General features: G+C 46.7%; 22 protein-coding genes. 11 read left to right on the forward strand and 11 right to left on the reverse strand.

The annotated features are described in order from the left end of the window. Positions 1-216 precede the first annotated feature (216 nt). The 6 genes from ACTRXI_RS11730 (at position 217) to ACTRXI_RS11755 (ending at position 5,456) form a co-directional block, all read left to right on the forward strand. Positions 217-1,044, forward strand: a complete 828-nt coding sequence (locus tag ACTRXI_RS11730; protein ID WP_322527202.1) for a manganese catalase — start codon at positions 217-219, stop codon at positions 1,042-1,044. 114 nt (positions 1,045-1,158) lie between these two features. Continuing rightward, complete coding sequence (locus ACTRXI_RS11735; RefSeq protein WP_474262717.1) at positions 1,159-1,608, forward strand: hypothetical protein; 450 nt, start codon at positions 1,159-1,161, stop codon at positions 1,606-1,608. Positions 1,609-2,134: 526 nt separating this feature from the next. Further along, complete coding sequence (locus tag ACTRXI_RS11740; RefSeq protein WP_474262719.1) at positions 2,135-2,797, forward strand: TVP38/TMEM64 family protein; 663 nt, start codon at positions 2,135-2,137, stop codon at positions 2,795-2,797. A gap of 154 nt (positions 2,798-2,951) precedes the next feature. Beyond that, positions 2,952-3,725 carry an SDR family NAD(P)-dependent oxidoreductase gene (locus ACTRXI_RS11745; protein WP_474262721.1) on the forward strand — a complete coding sequence of 258 codons (774 nt, stop codon included), beginning with the start codon at positions 2,952-2,954 and terminating at the stop codon, positions 3,723-3,725. Positions 3,726-3,788: 63 nt separating this feature from the next. After that, positions 3,789-4,454 carry a haloacid dehalogenase type II gene (locus ACTRXI_RS11750; RefSeq protein WP_474262723.1) on the forward strand — a complete coding sequence of 222 codons (666 nt, stop codon included), beginning with the start codon at positions 3,789-3,791 and terminating at the stop codon, positions 4,452-4,454. A gap of 372 nt (positions 4,455-4,826) precedes the next feature. Further along, positions 4,827-5,456: a flavodoxin family protein gene (locus ACTRXI_RS11755; protein ID WP_474262725.1), complete on the forward strand. Its 630-nt coding sequence runs from the start codon at positions 4,827-4,829 to the stop codon at positions 5,454-5,456. Positions 5,457-5,599: 143 nt separating this feature from the next. On the opposite strand, the gene ACTRXI_RS11760 is transcribed toward ACTRXI_RS11755, so the two are convergent. The 10 genes from ACTRXI_RS11760 to ACTRXI_RS11805 all read right to left on the reverse strand — a co-directional run bounded on the left by ACTRXI_RS11760 (position 5,600) and on the right by ACTRXI_RS11805 (position 16,791). Then, on the reverse strand, positions 5,600-6,622 hold the full coding sequence (locus tag ACTRXI_RS11760; protein WP_474262727.1) for a LacI family DNA-binding transcriptional regulator: 1,023 nt from the start codon (positions 6,620-6,622) through the stop codon (positions 5,600-5,602). 33 nt (positions 6,623-6,655) lie between these two features. After that, on the reverse strand, positions 6,656-7,498 hold the full coding sequence (locus ACTRXI_RS11765; protein ID WP_091614322.1) for a sugar ABC transporter permease: 843 nt from the start codon (positions 7,496-7,498) through the stop codon (positions 6,656-6,658). A 5-nt stretch (positions 7,499-7,503) separates the two neighbouring features. After that, positions 7,504-8,802: a sugar ABC transporter permease gene (locus ACTRXI_RS11770; protein WP_474262730.1), complete on the reverse strand. Its 1,299-nt coding sequence runs from the start codon at positions 8,800-8,802 to the stop codon at positions 7,504-7,506. 78 nt (positions 8,803-8,880) lie between these two features. Beyond that, on the reverse strand, positions 8,881-10,164 hold the full coding sequence (locus tag ACTRXI_RS11775; RefSeq protein WP_474262732.1) for an extracellular solute-binding protein: 1,284 nt from the start codon (positions 10,162-10,164) through the stop codon (positions 8,881-8,883). Positions 10,165-10,380: 216 nt separating this feature from the next. Beyond that, positions 10,381-11,664, reverse strand: coding sequence for a GntP family permease (locus ACTRXI_RS11780; protein WP_474262734.1), 1,284 nt, complete (start codon positions 11,662-11,664; stop codon positions 10,381-10,383). 36 nt (positions 11,665-11,700) lie between these two features. Then, positions 11,701-12,477 carry a 3-hydroxybutyrate dehydrogenase gene (locus ACTRXI_RS11785; protein ID WP_474262736.1) on the reverse strand — a complete coding sequence of 259 codons (777 nt, stop codon included), beginning with the start codon at positions 12,475-12,477 and terminating at the stop codon, positions 11,701-11,703. 224 nt (positions 12,478-12,701) lie between these two features. Next, positions 12,702-14,069, reverse strand: coding sequence for a sigma-54 interaction domain-containing protein (locus ACTRXI_RS11790; protein WP_474262739.1), 1,368 nt, complete (start codon positions 14,067-14,069; stop codon positions 12,702-12,704). A gap of 163 nt (positions 14,070-14,232) precedes the next feature. Continuing rightward, positions 14,233-15,420, reverse strand: a complete 1,188-nt coding sequence (locus ACTRXI_RS11795) for an acetyl-CoA C-acetyltransferase (RefSeq protein ID WP_474262741.1) — start codon at positions 15,418-15,420, stop codon at positions 14,233-14,235. Beyond that, positions 15,417-16,079 (reverse strand): 3-oxoacid CoA-transferase subunit B, encoded by a 663-nt coding sequence (locus ACTRXI_RS11800; protein ID WP_474262743.1) that lies wholly within the window; start codon positions 16,077-16,079, stop codon positions 15,417-15,419. Before ACTRXI_RS11800 ends, ACTRXI_RS11795 begins: the two co-directional genes overlap by 4 nt. A gap of 16 nt (positions 16,080-16,095) precedes the next feature. Further along, positions 16,096-16,791, reverse strand: coding sequence for a CoA transferase subunit A (locus ACTRXI_RS11805; protein WP_474262745.1), 696 nt, complete (start codon positions 16,789-16,791; stop codon positions 16,096-16,098). A gap of 114 nt (positions 16,792-16,905) precedes the next feature. Between ACTRXI_RS11805 and ACTRXI_RS11810 the strand changes: the two genes are divergently transcribed. The 3 genes from ACTRXI_RS11810 (at position 16,906) to ACTRXI_RS11820 (ending at position 19,904) form a co-directional block, all read left to right on the forward strand. Next, positions 16,906-17,787, forward strand: coding sequence for a LysR family transcriptional regulator (locus tag ACTRXI_RS11810; RefSeq protein WP_474262747.1), 882 nt, complete (start codon positions 16,906-16,908; stop codon positions 17,785-17,787). Between the two features lie 139 nt (positions 17,788-17,926). Beyond that, a complete protein-coding gene (locus ACTRXI_RS11815; RefSeq protein WP_474262749.1) occupies positions 17,927-18,847 on the forward strand; it encodes a UbiA family prenyltransferase in 921 nt (306 codons plus the stop codon). A 103-nt stretch (positions 18,848-18,950) separates the two neighbouring features. Then, on the forward strand, positions 18,951-19,904 hold the full coding sequence (locus ACTRXI_RS11820; RefSeq protein WP_474262751.1) for a Gfo/Idh/MocA family protein: 954 nt from the start codon (positions 18,951-18,953) through the stop codon (positions 19,902-19,904). 53 nt (positions 19,905-19,957) lie between these two features. Here the strand turns inward: ACTRXI_RS11820 and alr are convergent, their stop codons facing one another. Then, complete coding sequence (gene alr / locus ACTRXI_RS11825) at positions 19,958-21,046, reverse strand: alanine racemase (protein WP_474262754.1); 1,089 nt, start codon at positions 21,044-21,046, stop codon at positions 19,958-19,960. 241 nt (positions 21,047-21,287) lie between these two features. On the opposite strand from alr, the gene ACTRXI_RS11830 reads away from it, so the two are divergent. Beyond that, positions 21,288-22,169 carry an aldo/keto reductase gene (locus ACTRXI_RS11830; protein WP_474262756.1) on the forward strand — a complete coding sequence of 294 codons (882 nt, stop codon included), beginning with the start codon at positions 21,288-21,290 and terminating at the stop codon, positions 22,167-22,169. A gap of 102 nt (positions 22,170-22,271) precedes the next feature. Beyond that, positions 22,272-23,006 carry a YqcI/YcgG family protein gene (locus ACTRXI_RS11835; RefSeq protein ID WP_474262758.1) on the forward strand — a complete coding sequence of 245 codons (735 nt, stop codon included), beginning with the start codon at positions 22,272-22,274 and terminating at the stop codon, positions 23,004-23,006. Positions 23,007-23,131: the final 125 nt, after the last annotated feature.

A 23,131-nucleotide genomic window follows, 5' to 3' on the forward strand; every position in this document is an offset into this window, starting at 1 on the left:
AGTACAACATATTGCATGGCGGGAATAACCAGATAAAAAGCTGAGTTATGAGCCAGAGAAGGGAGAGACCTCCTTTTTCTGGCTCTTTTTTTATGATTTTGGAAAGGAGGGCCTGCCACCAGGCGCCAGGGCGGTATGTTGTTTCATTCATAAATCGGACGATACACATTTAATTAGACCAACTAACTATTTACTACAAAAAGGGGTTATTCATTTATGTTTTTTCACCGTAAAGAGCTGCAATTTCACGCGAAACCAGATCGTCCGGATCCCGTCTTTGCCAAAAAGCTGCAGGAGATTCTCGGCGGCCAGTTCGGAGAAATCTCGGTAGCGATGCAGTACATGTTCCAGGGCTGGAACACCCGCGGCAACGAGCAGTATAAGGATTTGTTGATGGATACCGGCACGGAAGAATTCGGCCATATCGAAATGATCGCGACCATGATCGCCCAGCTGCTTGATGACGCGCCTGTGGAAGAACAGGAAGAAGCAGCGAAAAATCCCATTGTCGAATCCATTATGGGCGACATGAACCCGCAGCATGCGATCGTTTCCGGACTTGGCGCTGTGCCTAAAGACAGCAACGGTGTCCCTTGGAACGCCGGCTATATTATTGCGAGCGGCAATGTGCTCAGTGATTTCCGTGCTAACCTTAACGCGGAATCGCAGGGACGCCTCCAGGTGGCCCGCCTGTATGAAATGACCGAAGACAAAGGTGTCCGCCAGATGCTTTCCTTCTTACTCGCCCGGGACACGATGCACCAGAACCAGTGGGCAGCAGCTATTAAAGAGCTCGAGCAGAAAGAAGGCTTTACGGCACCATCCACCGTACCAGCCCAATGGGAAGCAACCGAGTTTTCCCATCAACTGATGAACTTCTCGGAAGGGGAGCAAAGCGCGAATCTCAACTGGCTGAAAGATAAAGCACCGGACGGCCAGTCCTTTGAGTATATATCCGAGCCAAAGGCCCATGGCGGCAAGCCGGAGCTGAAACCAGCCCCTGACTATATGCACAACACCCTTCCGGACATGGACAAAAAGTAAGCAGCACAGTTTATTTTATAAATTTCACCGATAAGGAAGAGATCTTTTTCTCTTCCTTATTTATTTATCACCAGATTAGTTATTCAAATCACCTACAGTTAAAAGGAGGTACCAATGACGAATACGTCTAAACAGAACGTCATTTCGCTTGCGATTTTGTCTACAGTCATTGTTGGAAGCGGCATTGCCTGGCTTACAGTGAGGTCATCCAGCCAAGAAAAAGAAACCGGTGAAAGCATTGTTACGGAAGAAGTAAAAAACAGATTCCAGCGTTCCCTCGAGCTCTTTAAAACGACAGGTGTTCAGCTGCATACGATTTATGAAAAATACGGCAGAAATCTCATTTGGCAGCTTCAACAGATTCAGCAGGAATCGAAGACAATCGCCGACACCGCTAAAGAAGCCAGTGAAGAGATTGAGGATACTGTGCAAAAGGAAGGTAAGGAAGCTGTACAGGAAGTGCAGAAAACGAAAGACGAAGCCAAACAAAGTCTCTCCCGGGATGACAAGAATCAGAACAGCTCCTACTCCCATAATCCCCACGGGCCGTTTGGATCTAATTAAAATATCCGGCTGCACAAATTACCAGTTTGGAAGCCGCCGCCCATGTGTCCCGCTGGTGCTCAGGGTCGTATTCAACCATATACACAGCAGATACCTTTTGCTTCTTTTTATTTTACCGGCAGATTATAAATCAGTGCCAGTGTTTACACATATTCCTGTACAAAAGCCACGGCTGCGGAAGCCATGGCTTTTTCTATTTCTTCGTTTCGGCTTCCACCTTCAATGCTTCAAGAATAAGGCTCTGCTTTCCACCATGTGCATACGCTTTTTTCCAGCAGTTACAGCATCCCCCGTATTGCTGCAACCGTTATTTCGAAGCTGCATTTATTTTCATTTCTGTTCTGTGAGTCGCTTTATTTTTATATGGCATGTAAGCTTCCTTACATCGCGGTACGTATGCTTTGAATAATTACTTTCCACCGTGGTACATTGTTCCGACAATAGTGTTTCCCGCTTACTAACGATATAAATGCATTAATAACGAATAACACTCAGTACGTCTATGTTTCGAAAGGGATGAAGAATTGTGCTCCCACTTCCGCGCTGGCTGAAAATTGCTTTGATTTTATTAGCATTCGGCACTGTTTCTTACTTCACCCATTTTCATCTGGAGATCCGTCCGCCCGATATCCGTGACTTCGTACTGTCGTTTGGGTGGTGGGGACCGGTGATTTTCTTCATTATTTACACTATCGGCCCGTTTGTCTTCTTTCCCACCTCTGTACTGTCGCTTGGAGCAGGTCTTGCCTTTGGTGTCTGGCCCGGTGTTCTTTATATCATTATCGGGGCTACAGGGGCCGCCTCCACAGGCTATATTATGGCCCGGCTGTTTGGCCGCTCAGTATTAAAAATGGACAGCTTCTCCTGGTCGGAAAAGCTGTTCAATCAAATGGAAAAGCGCGGATTTTTATACATTTTTGTCCTGCGCCTCATTCCTATTGTGAGCTTTGACTTACTCAGCTACGCAGGTGGAATCGCCAGGGTCCGTTTCTCTTCATTTATTCTTGCCACCGTTCTGGGGATGATTCCTGGAACATTTGCCTACAGCTTTCTAGGTGCCAGTATAGCTTCAGGCAATATTTTAATATTCATCATTGCTGCGGCTTTATTTTTATTATTAATCGGCATCACGTATTATTTCCGGGAGCCAGTAAAACGGTGGCTCGGACTTTCTACTGACAAGCCTTAAAGTTATAAGGCTGAAATCGTTGACATGCCGGTGGTCTGGTCCGAAGCGTAAAAACCCATAGATTGAATGAATAGAAACAGGGGTATCCGGAGAGGGTATTCCTGTTTTCTCTTTCTGTATTTTCTTTAGAACAAAAAATGAAAGGATCGATAGTATGTCTATGAACTTATTTTCTCTGGCCCAACAGGTTGCCGTAGTTACCGGCGGCGGCAGCGGCATTGGAAAAACTATGGCCGAAACACTCGCCGGAGCAGAAGCCCACGTGGTTATTCTCGGCCGCACTCAAAGTAAAATTGAAGAAGCAGCTGACGAAATCAGGAGCGAAACGAATGCAGAAGTAACTCCTCTCACCTGTGACGTTACGGACAAAGAGCAGGTTTCGCAGACTGTATCGCGTATCATGGAGGACTTCGGCCGGATCGACGTGCTTGTTAATAATGCCGGCACCGCCGCTTATGGCAAGGTAGAGGATATAAGTGAAGAGGACTGGGAGCATGTGTTCAATACGAACATGAAGTCTGCGTTTCTCATGACCCAGGCCGTTGTTCCCCACATGAAAAAAGCCAATTACGGCCGCATTGTGAATACGGCTTCGGTGGCCGGCGGCGTAAGCTTGTTCTTCAGTTCTGTCTATGGTCCGAGTAAGGCAGGCCTTGTCCAATTTACCAAACAATTGTCGGGTGAGCTTGCCCCGTACGGCATTACGGTTAACGCGATCAGCCCATGGTTCTTTAAAACAGATTTTAATGCCGAATCCCTTGAAGACGAGGATTTTCGTCACTCCGTGGAACAGCGCACCCCGATCCAGCGTACTGGTCGTCTCGACGAGCTCAAAACCTCTGTCCTGTATCTGGCTGCTCCCGGGTCGAGCTATGTCAACGGTCAGAACATTTACATTGACGGCGGCATGACTTCATTTGGGCTGTAACATGGCCACCCGCCTTTTAACTATGTGTACTCCGAAAATATAAATTTAAAAAGGAGCTTTTCGATGTCTGCAAACTCCATTTTTGCCTTTGATGTTTATGGAACTCTTTTTAATATTCAATCGATCGATGCCACGTGCGAGGAGCATTTCCCCGGTAAGGGGGAAAGCATCGGCCAGCTTTGGAGACAAAAGCAGATCCAGTATTCCTTTCTCCGTCAGGCAATGGGAAAATACGTCCCCTTCTCTTCTGTTACCAAAGATGCGCTGCGGTTTTCTTTAGCTGCCCATCACGCCGAATGGGCCCAGGAAACTGAGCAAAAGCTGATGAAGGCCTACAATCATTTATCGCTCTTTGAAGAAAGCATGCATGTTCTGCAGAAGCTTAAAGAGCAGTCTGCCACCCTGATCGTGTTCAGTAACGGGTCAAGAGACATGCTCGAGCCGTTGCTTGAACAGGCCGGGTTAAACGACTACCTCGATTACGTCCTCAGTGTAGACGATATCAAACAATTTAAGCCTTCCCCGGCATCGTATCAGCTCATTTTAGATACCACCGGAGCGCCTCGTCATGAAATTACCTTTCTATCGAGTAATGGCTGGGACATAAGCGGCGCTAAAGCATTTGGCTTCACCACAGCCTGGATCAATCGAAATGAGCAGCCAACCGAAGAGCTGCAGCTGCCTCCGGATTATCACTACACCACGCTCCTGCCTTTAATCGAAAACTGATTTTTTTAAAACAAATCCACAAATATAAAATCCGCCCGGCCATGGCAATAACACGGCCCGGACGGATTTTTTCTTATGTAACGGGTATAAGATATATAACTTTCTCCCAGGCAGTATTCATTTGCCGCTTCATATGCATACAATATTATGTACGCCAGGGCTGCATTAATGGATCAAAGGCCTTTTGGTTAATCACTCTGTGCTTTTGAAATTTTCGGAAGTGAAAACCCTGGTTTTTCCCTATCGCCAGAAACTCTCCTCCCTTCATTTCTTTCCTCTCAAAGCTGAGCGCTCGTTTCATTATCACCCCGACCGAGTCGTGCGTTACATTATATTTTCATCCACGCGATGAATAATAAGGAGAGATGTTTCATGAGCCATCTATACGCACTGGTGCTCAACGCTTCTCTGAAAGCCTCCCCGGAGCCGTCTCATACAGAAGCTCTTTCGAATGAAGTGCTCGATATTTTAAAAAGTAAAGGTGTGGAAACAAAAACCATTCGTCTTGCTGATTATTATATTCCCTATGGTATCAGCGGCGATATGGGGAACGGCGACGAATGGCCGCTGATCTTTGAACAAGTGCGACAAGCGAATATCCTAATAATCGGAACACCACTCTGGCTCGGGGAAAAAAGCAGCCTGGCCACACTGGCCATTGAGCGGCTCTACGGCAGCAGCGGTGATACCAACGCTGTCGGCCAGGCCATCTACTACAACAAAGTGGGCGGTGTTGTCGTTACGGGAAACGAAGACGGAGCAAAGCACGCGTCAGCCGCTGTATTGTACGCCCTCTCCCATATTGGTTTTGTTATTCCGCCACATGTGGATGCTTACTGGGTCGGAGAAGCCGGCCCTGGCCCTTCCTATATGGACGGCGACGGACGAAAGAATGCATTCACAAAAAAACACGTAGAGATGCTTGCCTACAACACATGGCACCTGGCTTCGTTCTTTCAGGAACACCCTATCCCGCCGGAAGGCAATACGATGAATAAGTAATTATTAATTTCCAGCAGAAAAAACCCCTCTGTTCAGAATACAGAGGGGTTTTATGCTTATTTAACCGTTTATGCATCAGCGGCAAGCAGGCTTGTCACACGTTATTTACCTGTACAGCTGAAAGACCCGGCAAAAATTTTTCTTTAATTCCACACGGTGCATGAGTCTCTTTTTACGAGATGATGAGGCACAATGGTATGCTGAATATCTTTGTTGCTTGAATGCATTAAATTCACTAAGTTCTCTGCTGCCCGCGCCCCTAAATCGAATATGTGAATATCCACCGTAGTAAGGGGCGGAGTGGATAGCTCGGAAAGCATAAAATTATTAAAGCTGACAATGGAAACGTCGTCCGGCACCTTTTTGTTCATGTCCTGAATCATTCGCAGTACCCCAAAAGCCATCATATCGTCTGCAGCAATTATTGCAGTCGGCGGATTCGCAAGTGACATTAATTCGATAGCCGCTTCCTGTCCGCCCTCTTTGATTTCTTCCCGGTATACAACATATTCTTCCCGAAACGGAATCGCCCGCTTTTCCAGGGCATTTGCATATCCTTCTAAGTGATCTTTCGTTACCATCGAATTTTCATTTCCGCCGATAAAGCCAATTTTTTTGTGATTAAGGAGCAGCAGGTATTCTGTAAGCATTCCGCCTGCTTTCACATTATCATTATTAACGTAGGATATTTGATTTAACTGTTCAGAAGGACGTCCAATTAATACAAAGGGGAAATCTTTTTCTAATAGAAAAGGCATGATGCGGTCATTCTCTTGAGAATACAAAAGAATTATACCGTCTACCCGGCTTTCCACCACCATTTTCACCACTTCATTGTAAATTTCATCCTCCGTCTGCCCAGTAGATAAATATAACCCTATATCCTTGTCATGTATTTCAGACGTAATCCCTCTGATCACTTCTGGAAAGAAGGGGTTTTGAAATGTCGACTGGGCCGACCTCGGCATAACAATACCTATAGTGTTCGTTGTATTTTTAACTAAGCTCCTGGCATGGTAATTCGGATTATAGTCAAGCTCTGTGATTGCTTCACGAACCCTGCGTGCTGTGCCGGGGCTAATTTTAGAGCTGTTAGCAATGACCCGCGATACTGTAGACGCCGCTACATTCGCACGTTTTGCCACATCTTTTATCGTTACAGCCACTAGGGGTCCCTCTTTCCTGCCAGCTCTCATGGTTTACCCTTTTGTCGCTCCAGAGGTGAGCCCTGAAATTAACCACCGCTGTAAAAGTAAATAAACCGTTGCAATTGGTACTGCAATTAAAACAGAACCAGCTGCAAAGCGAGTGAAATTATTTGAAAATTGGTCGTTAACAAAATTAAATAAACCAAGCGCCAGCGTAAAATTTTCTTCACTTCTTAGTATAATGCTTGGCAGCAGAAAATCCATAAATGGCGTCATGAAATTAAATAATGCCACTACAGCGAGTATAGGTTTTGCAAGTGGGAGCATAATTTTAAACAATACGGAAAAGTGTCCTGCTCCATCAATTCTTGCTGATTCATCCAATTCTTTAGGAATTGTATCAAAATATCCTTTTACAAGGAATGCATTCATCGGTATCGCTCCGCCTAAATATATCAAAATTAGTCCTAAAAGTGAATCCAGCAGCCCCACCGTATTCAATAAAATGTATAAAGCCACCATGCCCATCAGAACAGGAAACATTTGCAGAATTAAAAATGTGTATATACCGTACTTTCTTCCCCGGAAACGATACCTTGAAAATGAATATGCAGTCAAAGCTACAAAAAATGTAGCTACAATAGAAACCGTAGCCGCAACGATAAGCGTGTTTTTATACCACGTCACATAATTACTTGCGGGATCCGTAAAAAGCCAAATGTAATGTTCGAACGAAAGGTTCTTTGGAATAATGCTCGAAGAATACAGGTTAGTGCCTTCGTTTAAAGACAATCCAAATGTCCAAAGCAGCGGATAAAAAATAATGATAAACATTACAGCTATCACTGCATAAATTCCAGTTACTTCTAAACGGGATTTCATACGTGCCGACATTACCTCTACCCCTCTTCCTGGAATGATTTTGTGCGCCTGAATTGAAGAATAGCAAATGCTGCAATCATCAGACCCATAATTAGTGATATGGCAGCCGCCATGTTAAACATATTATTCTGGAAAGTAAGTTCATAAACCCAGGAAATTAATATATCTGTTCCTCCGGCATTTTGTCCCCTCACTGCCGGGCCGCCTTCATTGAATAAGTAAATGATATTAAAATTATTAAAATTAAACGAATACTGCATGATCAGAAGAGGTGCCGTAGCAAATAATACGTGAGGCAGGGTGATAAATTGAAATTTTTGTAGCTTTGACCCGCCGTCGACATCTGCTGCTTCGTACCACTCTTTAGACACACTTTGCAGAACTCCGGTAAATAAAGCGAATACAAATGGAAAACCAAGCCATACCTGAATCATAATAAGAGCTGTACGCGACCATAGAGGATCTGTAAGCCATGGCACACTCTGCCCAAATAATGGTTCCATAATTCCCTGATTGATGGCGCCAAAATTATCATTAAACAGCGCTGCGAATATAAGGATTGTTACAAAAGCTGGTACTGCCCACGGAAGGATAAATACCGTTCGGATCAACTTTTTTCCTTTTATTCTTTCATCGTTTACGAAAACAGCGAGAACAAGGGCCAATATAATTTGAAGTGTAGTAGCAACAAATGTCCATACGAGTGTCCAGGAAAGTACAGATATAAAAGTTTCCCGCCAAATAGGTACATTGATAATGTTGAGAAAGTTTTCAAACCCTACCCATTCCAGCAGATTTCCGGGCGGTGCATTGTACCGGTCGTAATTAGTAAAAGCGAGTAATATCATAAAGAGCAGTGGAAAAACGACGACAAATATAAGCAGTAAAAAGCCAGGCGTTATAAGCGCATACGGAAAAATAGCGTCCCACCAGTTTTTAAATGCTTCCTTTACCGAGGGAAGGACCCAGCCTTCAGAAATCTTGACAGCGTCCTGACGGGCATCTAAGAGGTTAAAAATGTAAAATCCTGCTCCAACCACTATTAGAAATAATGATAGTATTCCTTGAATAATTAATGCCCGGGAATCATCAAGCCCAGGAATAGTACCAAGTGTGCGCAAACCCCAAAGGCCTACACTAATGAACTGAAAAAAAGAGATAATGAATGCGGCCGCCATCAAAAAGAGAATTGTTCCTTTAATCCATCTCCTGTTATACCATTGCCCCGCCCCAGGGATGATACTTAAAAGTACAGCGAGACGTACACTGTGCCGGGACTGTTTATTATTATGTGAAAGTGCCCTTTCATTTTGCATAAGAACCCCCTGTGTAAATATTGAACGCGGGCTATCAGAAATGTTCAAAAGCCCGCGCCATCATTTGAAAGCCTATAGTTATTCCTGCAGTTCAATCTCCTGCTCTATTTCGCCTTCAGCTTCTTCAAGCACTTCTTGTGCGGCAGCTCCTTCTGCGATATATTCATGCGCGTCTGCCATTGGGTCCCATACCTGCGTCATTTCCGGCACGTTTGGCATTGGCTCTGCATGTCTGGTCTGTTCAGCAAATCCTGCAAAATATTCGTCTTCCTGAATGAGATCTGACTCCACGACCGCTGTATTCGCCGGAACTTCTCCAGCGGTTTCAAAATATGTTTTTGAGCTTTCTTCATTGGTCATAAATAATGCCAGTTCTTCCGCCCAATACTTACGGTCATCTTCGACGAAATTAGAGACCATCCATCCCTTTACTCCCGAGAACGAAGTTAGTTCTTCGCCGTCTTCTGTCGTTGGCAGAGTTGCTACACCAAGGTTTTCCTCACCAATTGCTTCTTCATAACCCCGCAGCGCCCACGGTCCGCTGACTACTGCTCCAACATCCCCGCTTTCAAACAAACCATTCATAACATCTGCAGTTATTCCTTGAGGAATATAACCTTCTTCGTACCACGAACCAATCATTTCTCCGCCCTCTACAGCTCCATCAGTGGCAAGTCCAATATCTTCCGTATTATAGGTTCCGTCTTCATTTTGCTCAAAAACGTATCCACCATAAGCTGTTACAAACGGGTAGGTGAAATAAAAATTGGCTGCTTCCATAAGAAACCCGTACTCATCATTGCCTGCATCCGTATGTTCCTCGGCTGCCTCTTCAAGCTCATCCAGAGTCTCCGGAGGCTCCTCCAAAATTTCTTTATTGTACAGTAACGCATAAGTTTCTGTTACCGAAGGGATTCCATAAAGCTCTCCGTCATATGTCATGGCCTGGACAGCTTCTTCCTGGTATTCCCCCAGCCTTTCATCATCTGCATCCAGCGGAGAGGCAAGTCCCTGAAGCTGAATATCGCCAATCCGGTCATGTGGCTGGAAGAATAAATCAGGACCATTACCTGCCGGACCATCCAGAGAAATTTTTTCTGTTTGTCCATCAAAGTCCTGGCGCGCTATTTCAACTTCAATACCTGTTTCTTCAGTGAAGTTTTCTGTAATTTCTTTATATGCGTTTACCTGCCGGTCATCATCATTTGCCCAAATTTTTAAGCTTTCTGGTTTATCCGGCTCTTCATTTCCCGAACTGCCACCGCTTTCTTCAGCACCTCCATCTCTGTCGGGTGCACATCCTGTGAGTATAACTGCTCCGCTTAAGAAAGGAATCGCCAGCCATCTAAGTCTTTTCTTCATGTCATTTCCCCCTACTTTAGTTATGAAAGCAAACGTTTGCATAAACGTTTTTATGAAATCGCTTTCAAATTTAATCTTATTATATTTGTGTTAGATATAAAATGCAATAGCAAATAAAATAAAATAGGGCAAACGTTTGCAAATTTATATACAATGCTTGGATTTTCATATTAAAGGGCGTCCTGTAATATTTACAGAACGCCCTTTTCTCTTTATTTATAAAATACCAAGCGTGTTCAGCAGAATAACGACAATCACGGAGATGATCGGAATCAACACAGCGACAACAAAAATGTCCTTATAGCTGTCTTTATGGCTCATGCCTGTAATTGTTAAAAGAGTCAGGACCGCCCCATTATGTGGAAGTGCGTCGAGTCCACCTGAAGAAAGTGAAGCGATACGGTGAAATGCTTCAGGGTCGATCCCTGTATTCATCGCTATCTGATAGTATTCTTCCCCCAGTGCTTCGAGTGCAATCCCCATTCCTCCCGACGCGGATCCTGTCGATCCGGCGAGAATGTTAACTGCTACAGCTTCGGAAATTAATGGATTTCCGCGCACCCCCATCAGTAATGAGGTTAACTGGTCAAACCCCGGCACTTCCCTTACTACACTGCCAAAACCAACAGCAGCACTCGTATTAATGATAGCAAGCACGGAACCGCTCGCTCCCCCGTTAACGGCAGGCACAAACTTTTTAAATTTAGTCAGATTGAGAAGCATAATAAGTACTATACCTGTCAGAAGCGCCACCACAATGTCCCATCCGAGAAGATTCAGTGTTAAGAGCACTGTGATCAGCGGAAGTATCGACAGCATGAACGGTGGTGCCTTCTCTTCTTTTTCCATCATGCTTTTGTCCTTAGGTTCAGTGAAACGCTCTCCTTTAGCCGTCATCTGTTTTTCGCGCCACCGTAAATAGAGATAGCCTCCCACCGCCATCACCAGAGCTGCGATAATGCCCATTAACGGCGCGGCAGCAGCACTTGTACGAAAGTATTCGATCGGAATCAGGTTTTGAATCTGCGGCGTGCCCGGGAGTGCTGTCATCGTAAATGTAAATGCCCCTAAAGCGACGGTCGGCGGCAGCAGCCGGCGGCTGATATCTGCTTCCCTGAATAAGGAAAGAGCGAGCGGATACACAGCGAAAATAACCACAAACAGGCTGACACCGCCGTAAGTAAGTACCGCAGAAGCAACCAGGACGCCTAAAATCGCCCGATTCCTCCCAATGAGCTTTGTCAGCGCTACAGCGACAGAGCGTGCCATCCCGGTGTCTTCCATTAGTTTTCCGAAGACCGCGCCAAGCATAAATACCGGAAACCAGCTTTGCGCGAAATCGACGAAGCCGCTCATGTATGTACCCGTATACGCATCAAGCAGATCGAGCCCTCCGGTAAGTGCTACTATACCTGCTGCCACCGGAGCTACCCAGATGATGGACCAGCCTAAGTAAGCGAGAACCATTAATGTAATTAAGCCTAACAATATTCCAAGCATTATTTTACCTCCTTTTCTATCTTAAACAAACGCAGACTACTGCGCCGTATAACCTCCATCAATTAACACGCTCTGTCCGGTTACGCTTTTCGCCTGGTCTCCGGCTAAAAATAAGGCATAGTCTGCTACTTCCTGTGGATCGAGCAGACGCTTCTGCGGTACGAGCGGATAGATAACCTCCTCCAGGGCTTTTTCCAGCGTAACGCCCCGGTCTGCCGCCAGATCCTCCAGCTGATTACGGACGAGCGGTGTGTCGACGTAGCCCGGACAGAGGGCATTTACCGTGATGCCATGCTCTGCTCCCTCTAAAGCTGCTACTTTTGTAAGCCCGATCAGCCCGTGCTTTGCGCTGTTGTATCCCGCTTTTCCGGCAAACCCGATTACGCCGTTGATCGACGACATATTAATAATTCGGCCGTGCTTTTGTTCTTTCATAATAGGAACCGCTTTTTTCATCATGGAAAAAGGCGCTGTCAGCATAATTTTGGTCATTTTTTCAAATGTTTCGGTTGGGAAATCCTCAAGCTTTGCTACGTACTGCATGCCGGCGTTGTTAATGAGAATATCCACCCGGCCGAACTCTCGCAGCGTTTCCGCAAAAGCCTTGTCCACCGCATCTTCATTGGTAACATCACAGACCAGTCCAATACAGGTGAAGCCTTCATCTTTGATCTCACTGGCAGCACTCTGTACTTTGTTTTTATCTATATCTGTCAGTACTACCTTCGCATGCTGCCGGGCAAATGCTTTTCCGATTGCAAGCCCTATGCCGCTTGCTGCACCTGTAATAAATACCACTCTACCTTGAACCATTTGTATCACTCCTGATTAAATTTTTAGTAACCGCTTACAAAAACGAATTCTGTTCCAAATCCGTTTACTGTCTATATATTTGCAAAAACCATGCCAACATTTATTTGAATGCTTTTTGCTTCGAATTCCCGCCGCTAATGTATTCTTTTACAAGAACAGACTTAAAAAATAAAAACCATTCCAAAACAATGGAATGGTTTCCGCAAACATGGAAAAACCCGCTGTTATTCCAGGCTGTATTTCATGATTTTATTGTAGAGATTGGACTTTCCTACTCCGAGCAGATCGCAGGCTATCCGCTTATCACCCTCCGCTTCCTTCAGCGCCTGCTTTACCGCTTCCTTTTCTGCTTCAGCAATTACTTGTTTCAACGGTTTTATTCCGCTTTTCCGGTTCGCCTGCCCCGCCTCCGTCATGCGTGCAGGAAGATCACTCAGATGAATTGTTTCTCCTTCTGCAAGATGCACGGCTGCCTCAACCGTATTTTCGAGTTCCCGTACATTCCCCGGCCAAGAGTAATCCAAAAAGCGGTCAAGCACCTGCTGATCGAACGCCGTAATTCGTTTGCCCAGTCTTTCCGTAACTTTTTGGAGCATAAATTTGCTGAGCAGAGGAATATCCTCCGAACGGTCACGCAGAGCAGGCACCGTAATTGAAATAACATTAATCCGGTAGTACAAATCCTCCCGGAACTGCTGCCTTTCTATCAGCTGTTCGAGCGGCTGATTGGTTGCAGCAACCACCCGCACGTCCACCTGCCGTGGCCCTTGTGCACCAAGCGGCTCAAGCTCTCCCTCCTGAAGCACACGAAGAATTTTCACCTGGGTATTCAACGGCATATCCCCTATCTCGTCCAGAAAAATTGTCCCCTGGTCAGCCAGCTGGAATTTTCCCGGCTTTCCTCCTTTTTTTGCCCCGGTAAAGGCTCCTTCCTCATAGCCAAACAGCTCAGACTCAAGCAGATCACCCGGTATGGCAGCACAATTCACTTTCACAAAAGGCTTCGTGCTTCTTTCGCTCAGCTTGTGCAGGCCCTGGGCAAATAATTCTTTACCGGTCCCCGTCTCCCCGCGCAAAAGTACGGAGACGTCGCTTGAAGCTACCTTACGCACGTTTCTTTTTACTTCCTCCATCTCCGGGGACACACTGATCGCATCGTGCAGGGAATAAGATGTGCCATTCAGCTGCTCCACCTGCTTTTGATACGACTCGAGTTCCAGCATTAATGTTTTAATATGCTGATTCATCTCCGCCCATTCTTTTCTGTCCCGGAACATGACCAGTCCCAGCGCTCCAATAATACGGCTATCATCATATAAAGGTACGCGGTCGGCAATCATATAATTACCTCTAATGTACTGCATGTTTGCTTTCTCTGCTTCTCCCGAAGCAGCTACGATATGCATGCGTGTATTTTCAATCACCTCAGTTACATGGCGTCCGATCGCTATTGCGCTACTTGTGCCGAGAAAATCATAGTAGCATTCATTCATATACGTGATGACTCCCTGCTCATCGACAATGACGACACAATGGTGCAGACTGCCAAATAATATGTCGTAAATATGCTCCAGCCCTTCTAAATGTTTCATCTTTTCCACCCCGTTATCGCGGTTGACGTTTCTGATTAAATGGTAACGGTCCTGCGAATTTTTTCAATAGTCGCGGGACTTTTATTGAAAAAACATCCCCTGCAGCCGATCAGTATGCGCCGGCCCGGAGATGTTTTATATTTGTTCATATTAACGTTTTTATTTAAACTCTTTTCACGACGGTGGCAACGCCCTGGCCGCCTCCGATACATAAAGCTGCCAACCCCGTATCCGCCTGCTGGCGCTTCATCTGATGGAGCAGGGTCACGAAAACCCTTGTGCCGCTTGCCCCAATCGGATGCCCTAACGCGATTGCTCCCCCGTTTACATTCAGCTTCTCCGAATCGATATTCAAGTCTCTTTGCACAGCTAGTGACTGGGCGGCAAACGCTTCGTTTGCTTCAATCAGATCGATATCTTCCATCGGAGTGGAAGCTTTATCTAAAGCTTTTCGGATGGCCGGGACCGGCCCCAGCCCCATCACGCTCGGATCCACGGCAGCACTAGCGTTGCCGGCAATACGAGCGATCCCTGTAATGTCCAGCTCCTTCGCTTTCTTCTCACTCATGACAATAACCGCTGCTGCCCCGTCATTAATCCCGGAGGCGTTGCCTGCGGTCACGCTTCCATCCTTTTGAAACGCCGGCTTTAATTTTTTCAGCTTTTCCACCGTTGTGTCACTTCGGATATGTTCATCATCCACTATCTCGATGGGATCTCCTTTTCGCTGAGGCACATGGACGGCCACGATTTCTTCTTTGAACAGCCCATTATCTCTCGCTGCTGCTGCCTTCTGCTGACTGGCTGCGGCGAACGAATCCTGTTCCTCGCGTGTAAAGCCGTATTCGTGATTGATGTTTTCGGCTGTCACACCCATATGATAGTTTTCCACTGCACACATCAGACCGTCGTGAAGCATGCTGTCCACCAGCTTCTGGTCTCCCATGCCAAAGCCGCTGCGCGCGTTCATCTGCAGGTACGGAGCCCGACTCATGTTTTCCATCCCGCCGGCAACGACGATTTCCGCATCGCCGGACAGCACGGCCTGAGCCGCCAGATGGACGGCCTTCAAGCCGGATCCGCACACTTTGTTAATGGTCATAGCAGGTACATTTTCAGAAAGACCGGCCTTTAAAGAAGCCAGCCTTGCCGGGTTCTGCCCAAGACCTGCCTGCAGCACGTTCCCCATAATGACTTCATCTACTTCTTCCTTCGGGACACCGGCACGCTCAAGTGCTTCTTCAATCACAAGTGCCCCCAGATCTACAGCCGGTACGTCCTTTAAGCTGCCCATAAAGCCGCCCACCGGAGTCCGTACCGCTCCTCCAAGCAGAACCTCTTCCATCTTCATTGTTTCCCCTCCCGGTCTATCAGAGCTTCATCAATTGTAAAAGAAGCTTCTGTATACTGCTCTACTGTTTTTACATCTGCTCCGTTCAATACTTCTCTCAGCACCATGCCCGATGGCGTAAAATCAAAAACCGCCATATCTGTAATCAACCGGTCCACTACTTTTTCGCCGGTCAGCGGGAGAGCACATTCTGATCGGATTTTTGATTCTCCTTCTTTGTTCGTATGAGTCATGATGATAACTACTTTTTGCGCTCCCTGCACGATATCCATGGCACCGCCCATGCCTTTAACCATTTTTCCCGGGATCATCCAGTTTGCAAGATCTCCCTGCGCGGAAACCTCCATGCCCCCAAGAATTGCGAGATCAATATGACCGCCGCGGATCATAGCAAAGGATTCCGCGTTATCAAAAAAAGACCCTCCCTGTTTGACTGTTACGGTTTCTTTCCCGGCATTAATCAGATCCGCATCCACGTCTTCCTCCTCCGGATACGGTCCGATGCCAAGCAGGCCATTTTCGGAGTGAAGAAATATATTTTTCTCTGCCGGAATGTAGTTGGCAATCATGGTCGGCATGCCGATGCCCAGATTTACGATCGTGCCGTCTTCGATTTCCTTTACTGCCCGTTGTATAATGTTTTCTCTTTGACTACTCATTCTTTTCATCCTCCTTTTATGCCTGCTGGACCGTTTTTCGTTCGATACGTTTTTCATACGATGCTCCGACAAGCAGATGCTGAACGTACAGGCTCGGCGTATGGATAAAGTCCGGATCTAGTTCACCGACGTCAACCAGCTCTTCCACCTCTGCGATAGTGAATTTCCCTGCCGCTGCCGCCAGCGGATTAAAATTACGGGCTGTTTTTCGGTAAATGAGGTTTCCATAGGCATCGCCCTTCCATGCTTTTACAAGAGCCGCATCCCCCTGAATAGCTTCTTCAAGAATGCACTGCCTGCCGCCGATAACCTTATGCTCTTTACCTTCAGCGATCGGAGTTCCTACCCCGGTCGGCGTGTAAAAGCCGGGAATACCAGCGCCGCCTGCCCGGATACGCTCTGCAAGCGTTCCCTGAGGCACAAGTTCCACCTCTAGTTCCCCGTTTAAGTACTGCTCTTCAAAAATTTTATTTTCTCCTACGTAGGAGGCCACCATTTTATTAATCTGTTTATTTTCCAGCAGCAGTCCAAGCCCCCAGTCGTTGACACCGCAGTTATTACTGACTACTGTTAAATTCTTCGTTCCCTTTTCAGCCAGCGCCTGAATGGCTTTTTCCGGAATACCGCAAAGGCCGAACCCTCCGACAATCAGCGTAGCACCGTCCTGAATGCGGGCAACGCTCTCTTCAAAAGATGTCTGTATCTTCGTCATTGTATAAACCCCTTTCAGTCCTTTAATTGGTAACTCCACTTTACTAATAGCGCTTTCATAAGTAAAATAGATAAATAATATAAATTTATTACTAAATGGAATAAGAGGTGACGCATGGATATCAAACAGCTTCGTTTTTTCCTCGAAGTCTGCAAGGAGCTAAGCTTCTCCCGGGCCAGCGAGAAGCTGCACATTTCACAGCCCGCTTTAAGCAAAACAATTCATCAGCTTGAAGAAGAAATCGGTCTCCGTCTGCTCGACCGCTCCACCCGTCACCTTTTCGTTACAAAAGAAGGCGAAATTATCCGCCAGCATGCCCGGAAGGTACTCCGCAGCGCAGAGGATTTGTGGCAGGAAGCAGAAGAAATTAAGCTGCATAAAAAAGGCAGCTTTACGTTCGGGCTCCCGCCCGTCATTGGCTCCAGCTTTTTCCCCGAAATTATTGCCGACTTCCGCAGAGCCTATCCGGAAGCCGGCATGCACATTGTCGAAGAAGGGGCGAAAATTATGGAGCAGTCTCTGCTCGAAGGAAATATCGATGTCGGTGTAGCCATTCTTCCAGTCGATGAAGAACAGTTTGAGGTCCGACAGATCATCGACCGGAAAATTCTTGCCGTCACTTCGGCGGATCATCCGCTTGCCGGCCGCGAAAGCATACAAATGAAGGATTTAAAGCATGAACCCTTTTTAATGTTTCAACAGGGATTTGCTCTGTACGACCGGGTCATGGAGTCATGCATCCAGGCCGGCTTTGAACCCGAAATTCTTTACGAAAGCTCCCAGTGGGACTTTTTATTTGAGAGTGCCATGGCGGGCCTCGGCGTCGCCCTCCTTCCCGAAACAGTTGTCCATAAAGCAAATACCAGCAATGTTTCCGTGCTGGCAGTAGACGATGAATTACTGCACTGGCGGCTCGCGCTTATCTGGCGGAAGCAAAGCTATCAGACGCAGGCCGCCCAGGCGTGGATCTCGTTTGTGGAAGAGGCTTTTAATTAATAATCCTTTTTTACTTTCATACACCTGTTCACGTGTCCCTAAAACACTAATCAGGTGTTCGGCTTTTCTTTTTGATATAATTCATAAGCAGTTTTATTTCATTTCTTTATGCTTATTTCATATGGAAAGGAGGTTGCTTATGAAACAAACAATTTCTTTTTGGCTGGAGGCCGCTCGGGCAAGCTTTTTGTCCGTCATGCTAATGCCTGTCCTATTAGGGGCACTTGGTGCTTTCGCATGGAACGGGGTCTTTGAGCCGCTTTGGTTTATTATTACACTGATCGGGGCATTCAGCGCCCACTTGTTTTCCAACATGGTGAACGATTTGTGGGACTACCGTAACGGTGTTGATACAAAGGCACAGGATACGGCAAACGACGTTTCCACCAATTCCGGCATGCTGACAGGAGGCCGGGTCTCTGAAAAAACATTCGCGTCTGTTACATGGATGTTTTTCGCCCTCGCTCTTTTATGTGGTGTCATTTTAAGTATTGCCAAAGGGTGGCCGCTTTTGATACTGGCTGCCGCCGGCGGACTGCTTGCTTATTTTTATGTAGCCCCTCCCTTCAAATTCGGTTACCGGGGCAAGGGATACGGCGAAGTCGCCATCCTGCTTTCGTTCGGGGTGCTTCCCGTGATGGGAAGCTACTACGTGCAGACGGGATTTTTCGACGTTCGGGCCTTTTTTCTCTCTCTGCCGATCGGCATATTAACGACTATGGTGCTTTACAATCATCATTTTCTTCATTGGCGTGCTGACCGTGACTCCGGAAAAAATACGCTCGTCGTCGTACTCGGGGAAAAGAAAGGACTGCTTCTCTCGAAAGCCTTTACCCTGCTTGCGATGCTTACGATTTCCTTAGGTATTTTCGTCGGGGCGCTCCCCTGGTACGCTCTGATTGCCGTTATTTCTGCGTGGCCGCTCGCAAAGGCGTATGCCGCCCTTGAAGATACCAACCCTTCTGAATCTTATGGTCCGCTCATGGGGGCATCGATTAAAAGTACCGTTCTGTGCGGCTTTTTCCTGGCAGTGGCTCTTCTATTGCAGGGAATTTTTTAACCGCTCGGACACCCGCTTGTTCTGAATGACAGGCAGCTTCTATCATAATAGTGTACAATGTGGGAACGAGACTGCATTTTGTAATTAATTAGGAGGCTTTTTGATGAAAACTATTCGATGGGGAATTTTAGGTACAGCCGATATCGCCAGAAGAAAGGTGCTGCCTGCACTGCAGCATACAGAAAATGCCGAAGCATATGCGATCGCAAGCGGCAGCGGCAAAGCCGGAGAACTCGCCGAAGCTTTTGATATTCCTAAGGTGTATCAAAGCTACGATGCTCTGCTTGAAGACCCGGACATCGATGCGGTCTACATTCCTCTCCCCAATCACCTCCACAAGGAATGGAGCATCAAAGCTGCCGGAAAGCAGAAGCATGTATTATGCGAAAAGCCGGCAGCACTGACTCAGGCAGAGGCCGGAGAAATAAAAAAAGCCTGCGAAGAAAACGGCGTTCAGTTTATGGAAGCATTCATGTACCGGTTCCACCCTCAGCACCAGCTTGTACAAAAAATGCTTGCAGGTAATGCGATCGGAGACGTAGTGACGATGCGCTCATCGTTTACCTTCCCGCTGCAGCATACCGAGGGCAACATTCGGCTTCACTCGCAGGCTGAAGGGGGTGGAAGTCTGTATGATGTCGGCTGCTACTGCATTCATGCCATTCGTCAGGTTATGGGGGAACCGGAGCACGCGAAAGCTTTTTATTCATTTCATGAAAACGAACGCAGTGACTGGGCAGCTGCAGGAATTCTTACATTTCCGGACGGCAGGCTGGCCCATTTCGACTCCGGTATGAATGCGGCCCTCCGAAACGAATACGAGGTGGTTGGAACGAAAGGTGTGCTTCGAGCCCACCAGGCGTTTGTGCCGACAGAACAACCGTGCAAAGTCTCTATTGAACTGGCAAACGGAGAATCCTACAGTGAAACGATCTCCGATAACTACTACATTACCGGTATGCAATCGCTCTCCCTTGGCCTCCTCGAGGGAAGAAGCTGGCCTTCCGATGGACTAGCGGAAAATGCTTCTGTGCTTGAGCAGCTTATTAATTCATAAAAAAAACGGCCCGCGGTCTCCAATCAAAGGAGGCTGCGGGTCGTTTTTTGCTGTTATTCTATATACTTCCGTTCAATGGATTCCTGCACATTCATGATCGAAACTCTTGCCGTTAAAGCATCTCCTTCGCTGACTGATTTCCCTGTCACATCCACCAGTGAAAACTGCGAACTCGGTTTCCCTACTATCGAAACCGGTTCTTCTCCACAGAATATTTTCGCCGGGGAACGGATATAGGAACGCACATCCCGCAGAATATTAAAGGCGAGCTTTTTTAACGTATCGGACTGTTTCTCACGGGCAAAGTTAAAGCCGTGGGCTTCTCCGAGCGGAATAAGACCAACAGTCATTGGTTCATCCAACGGCTTTGTGTCTCCGTAGCCCGCTGTGCTCCCTGCTTCAATTTCCCTCGTTTCAAGAAGAGGTGTTTTCAGCTCAAACGTTTCTTCAAAACGCAGACCATTTCTGCTCGCCGCCTGCCCGAACATGGCATTGCCAATACGTATCATATTAAAGCCAAGCTCCGGATGTTTAACAGCTATCGCGCTGTTAGCCATGTGCACATACTCCGGATGGATTTGATAAATTTTTGTTATGATTTCTATACACTGCTTTAAGCGGTCACTCTGGGAAATAATCTTTTCTGCATGCCTGTTTGCGGCAAAATGAGAGTAAACGCCTTCCATTTTTACTGACTTTAATGCCTGGTAAACCTCCAGAAATGAGTTTAAATCCTTTTCATCCAGACCGAAACGGTTTAAAGAAATATTGATTTTTAAGTGGAAGGGATATGCCCCCACGTTTTTCTTCTCTGCCGCTTCATCTAATTTTTTCATTTTTTCAATCGTATCAACGGTTGGCGTCAGATTGTAATCGATTACACTTTCTGCACTGAAATAAGGGCCTAAAATTAATATGGGAGCCTTCACGCCGTTGTTTCGCAGTTCAACGCCTTCTTCCTCCACCCCTACCGCTAAATAATCAACTTCGTTTTCAATGTACTTGGCCATAGGCACCAGTCCATGGCCGTAGGCATTGCTTTTAACGATGCCTGCAAAAAATTTATCCGGCATCCGGTTTTTAATTTGATGAATATTGTTTCGTACAGCCTTTACGTTAATTTCAATCCATGAAGAATTCATCCATTACACGCCCTTCTATGTTGAATATTACTCTTTAAATCTGAGAATAATTTCATGCGTCTTCTGTTCTATACCTTTACGAGCCCGCTCGAAAACTACCTTTCTCTCATCTTTTTTAATATAAATGCATCTCCCTTCAGCTGTTATTCTTCTGAGGAAAAGCATTTGATTAAAAAGACCCCGGCGCGGGTATGATGATTAAGGTGTACAAACTTTTGTTTTCATCGAAGGAGGATCATATATGAGTAATTCAGACATTACCGCAGATCAGGCCGGCACATTCCGGATCGGCGGCGATATAGAAGTAAACCGTCTAGGATACGGCGCCATGCAGCTGACAGGTGAAGGAGTATGGAAGGAACCATCCAATCCTGATGAAGCCGTCCGGGTGCTCCGCCGGGCATCAGAGCTCGGAGTGAACTTTATTGATACGGCAGATGCCTATGGCCCGTTCACGGCGAACCGCCTCATTAAAGAATCTCTTCATCCGTATAATGATGACATGACGATCGCGACAAAGGTCGGCCTCACCCGTGCAGGCCCAAATGACTGGCGCCCTGTGGGACGTCCGGAATACCTGCGCCAGCAGGTGGAGCTGAACCTGATGGATCTTGGTCTTGAACGCATCGACCTTATGCAGCTGCACCGGGTAGACCCTGAAGTGCCGATTGCAGATCAGGTAGGCGAGCTGAAAAAAATGCAGGAGGAAGGAAAAATCCGTCACATTGGACTCAGTGAAGTGAATACAGAGCAATTTAAAGAAGCGCAAAAGGTAACTTCCATTGCTTCTGTGCAAAACCGCTATAACCTGGCCAATCGTGAATCCGAAGAAATGCTCGACTATTGTACTGATAATAATATTGCCTTTATCCCATGGTTCCCTCTTGCTACTGGGGAACTGGCCCAGGAAGGCGGACCGTTGGCTCAGCTGGCAGAGGAACACAATGCGAAACCAGCTCAGCTTGCGCTTGCGTGGCTGTTGAAGCGCTCTGACGTTATCCTGCCAATTCCCGGAACGTCCACAGTAAGCCACCTTGAAGATAATATCGCTGCAGCCGGCATCAAACTGGGCGACGAGGAATTCAATACGCTTACCAATGCCGTAGAGAACAGCAGCAGCTAAACCTTTTTATATAAGCTTTCAGCCGGCAATGATGCTGCATTGGCTGAAAGCTTTTTTAAACCAGGCAGGCGCACTTGATTTTTGAATGAAAGGAGTAGCAGTATGTTAAAAACGAACAGCCCTTACCTGCTGACGAAAGAAGACATGGAAACGTCCCACGAGCTTCCCTCCTGGCTGCAGGAGGAGTACCAGACCTTTAAGCGTGTTGTAACCAACCCGGAGTTCCCCTGCTTTTTCGGTATGAAAGCCCAGCGAAAAGGAGAGCTCCGCTACTCTTATATTACTCATGATCAGTGGGATCACCTTGGCGGCGTGCTTGAAAGCTTTCTGCATTTAATGAATGAACCGCCCTTTACCCGGCACGGTCTTTTCCTTTTCGTCGAGCCGGAAATACGCGAGCAGTCCGTCGATTATTATCGTTCTTATTTCTGGGACGTTCTGCAGCATCTGCATGAACAGGACCGGTACAGCTGGCCGGGAGACAAGCCAAAGGATCCTGATCATTTTCTGTGGGATTACCATTTTGCCGGCGAGCCTGTTTTTGTTTTCGGTAACGCCCCGGCCTATAAACAGCGGAAAACGAGAGATCTGGGAAACAGTTTGATTCTCGGCTTTCAGCCCCGGGCTATTTTTGAAGGTCTCGAAGGCACAGAAAAAGGCGGCATCATGTCGAGAGAGAAGGTGCGGTCGCGCGTGGAAAAGTGGGATAACCTTCCCACCCACCCGGATATCAGCCATTTCGGCGATCCGACGCACAACGAGTGGAAGCAGTTTTTCATTGGAGACGACATTAAGCCAATAGAAGGCAAATGTCCGTTCCATCATAAAGACGTATAATCATTTCTGATTAAGATAGTCAAATATTCGCGCTTTCTGCTGAACGCAGGAAGCGTTTTTTACATGTATATAATTCGCATCTTTAAATTTGAAGAACCCCGACGCAGGCCTGTATAATGAAAATG

The sequence above is a fragment of the Marinococcus sp. LNHM4E3-1 genome (assembly GCF_056034405.1).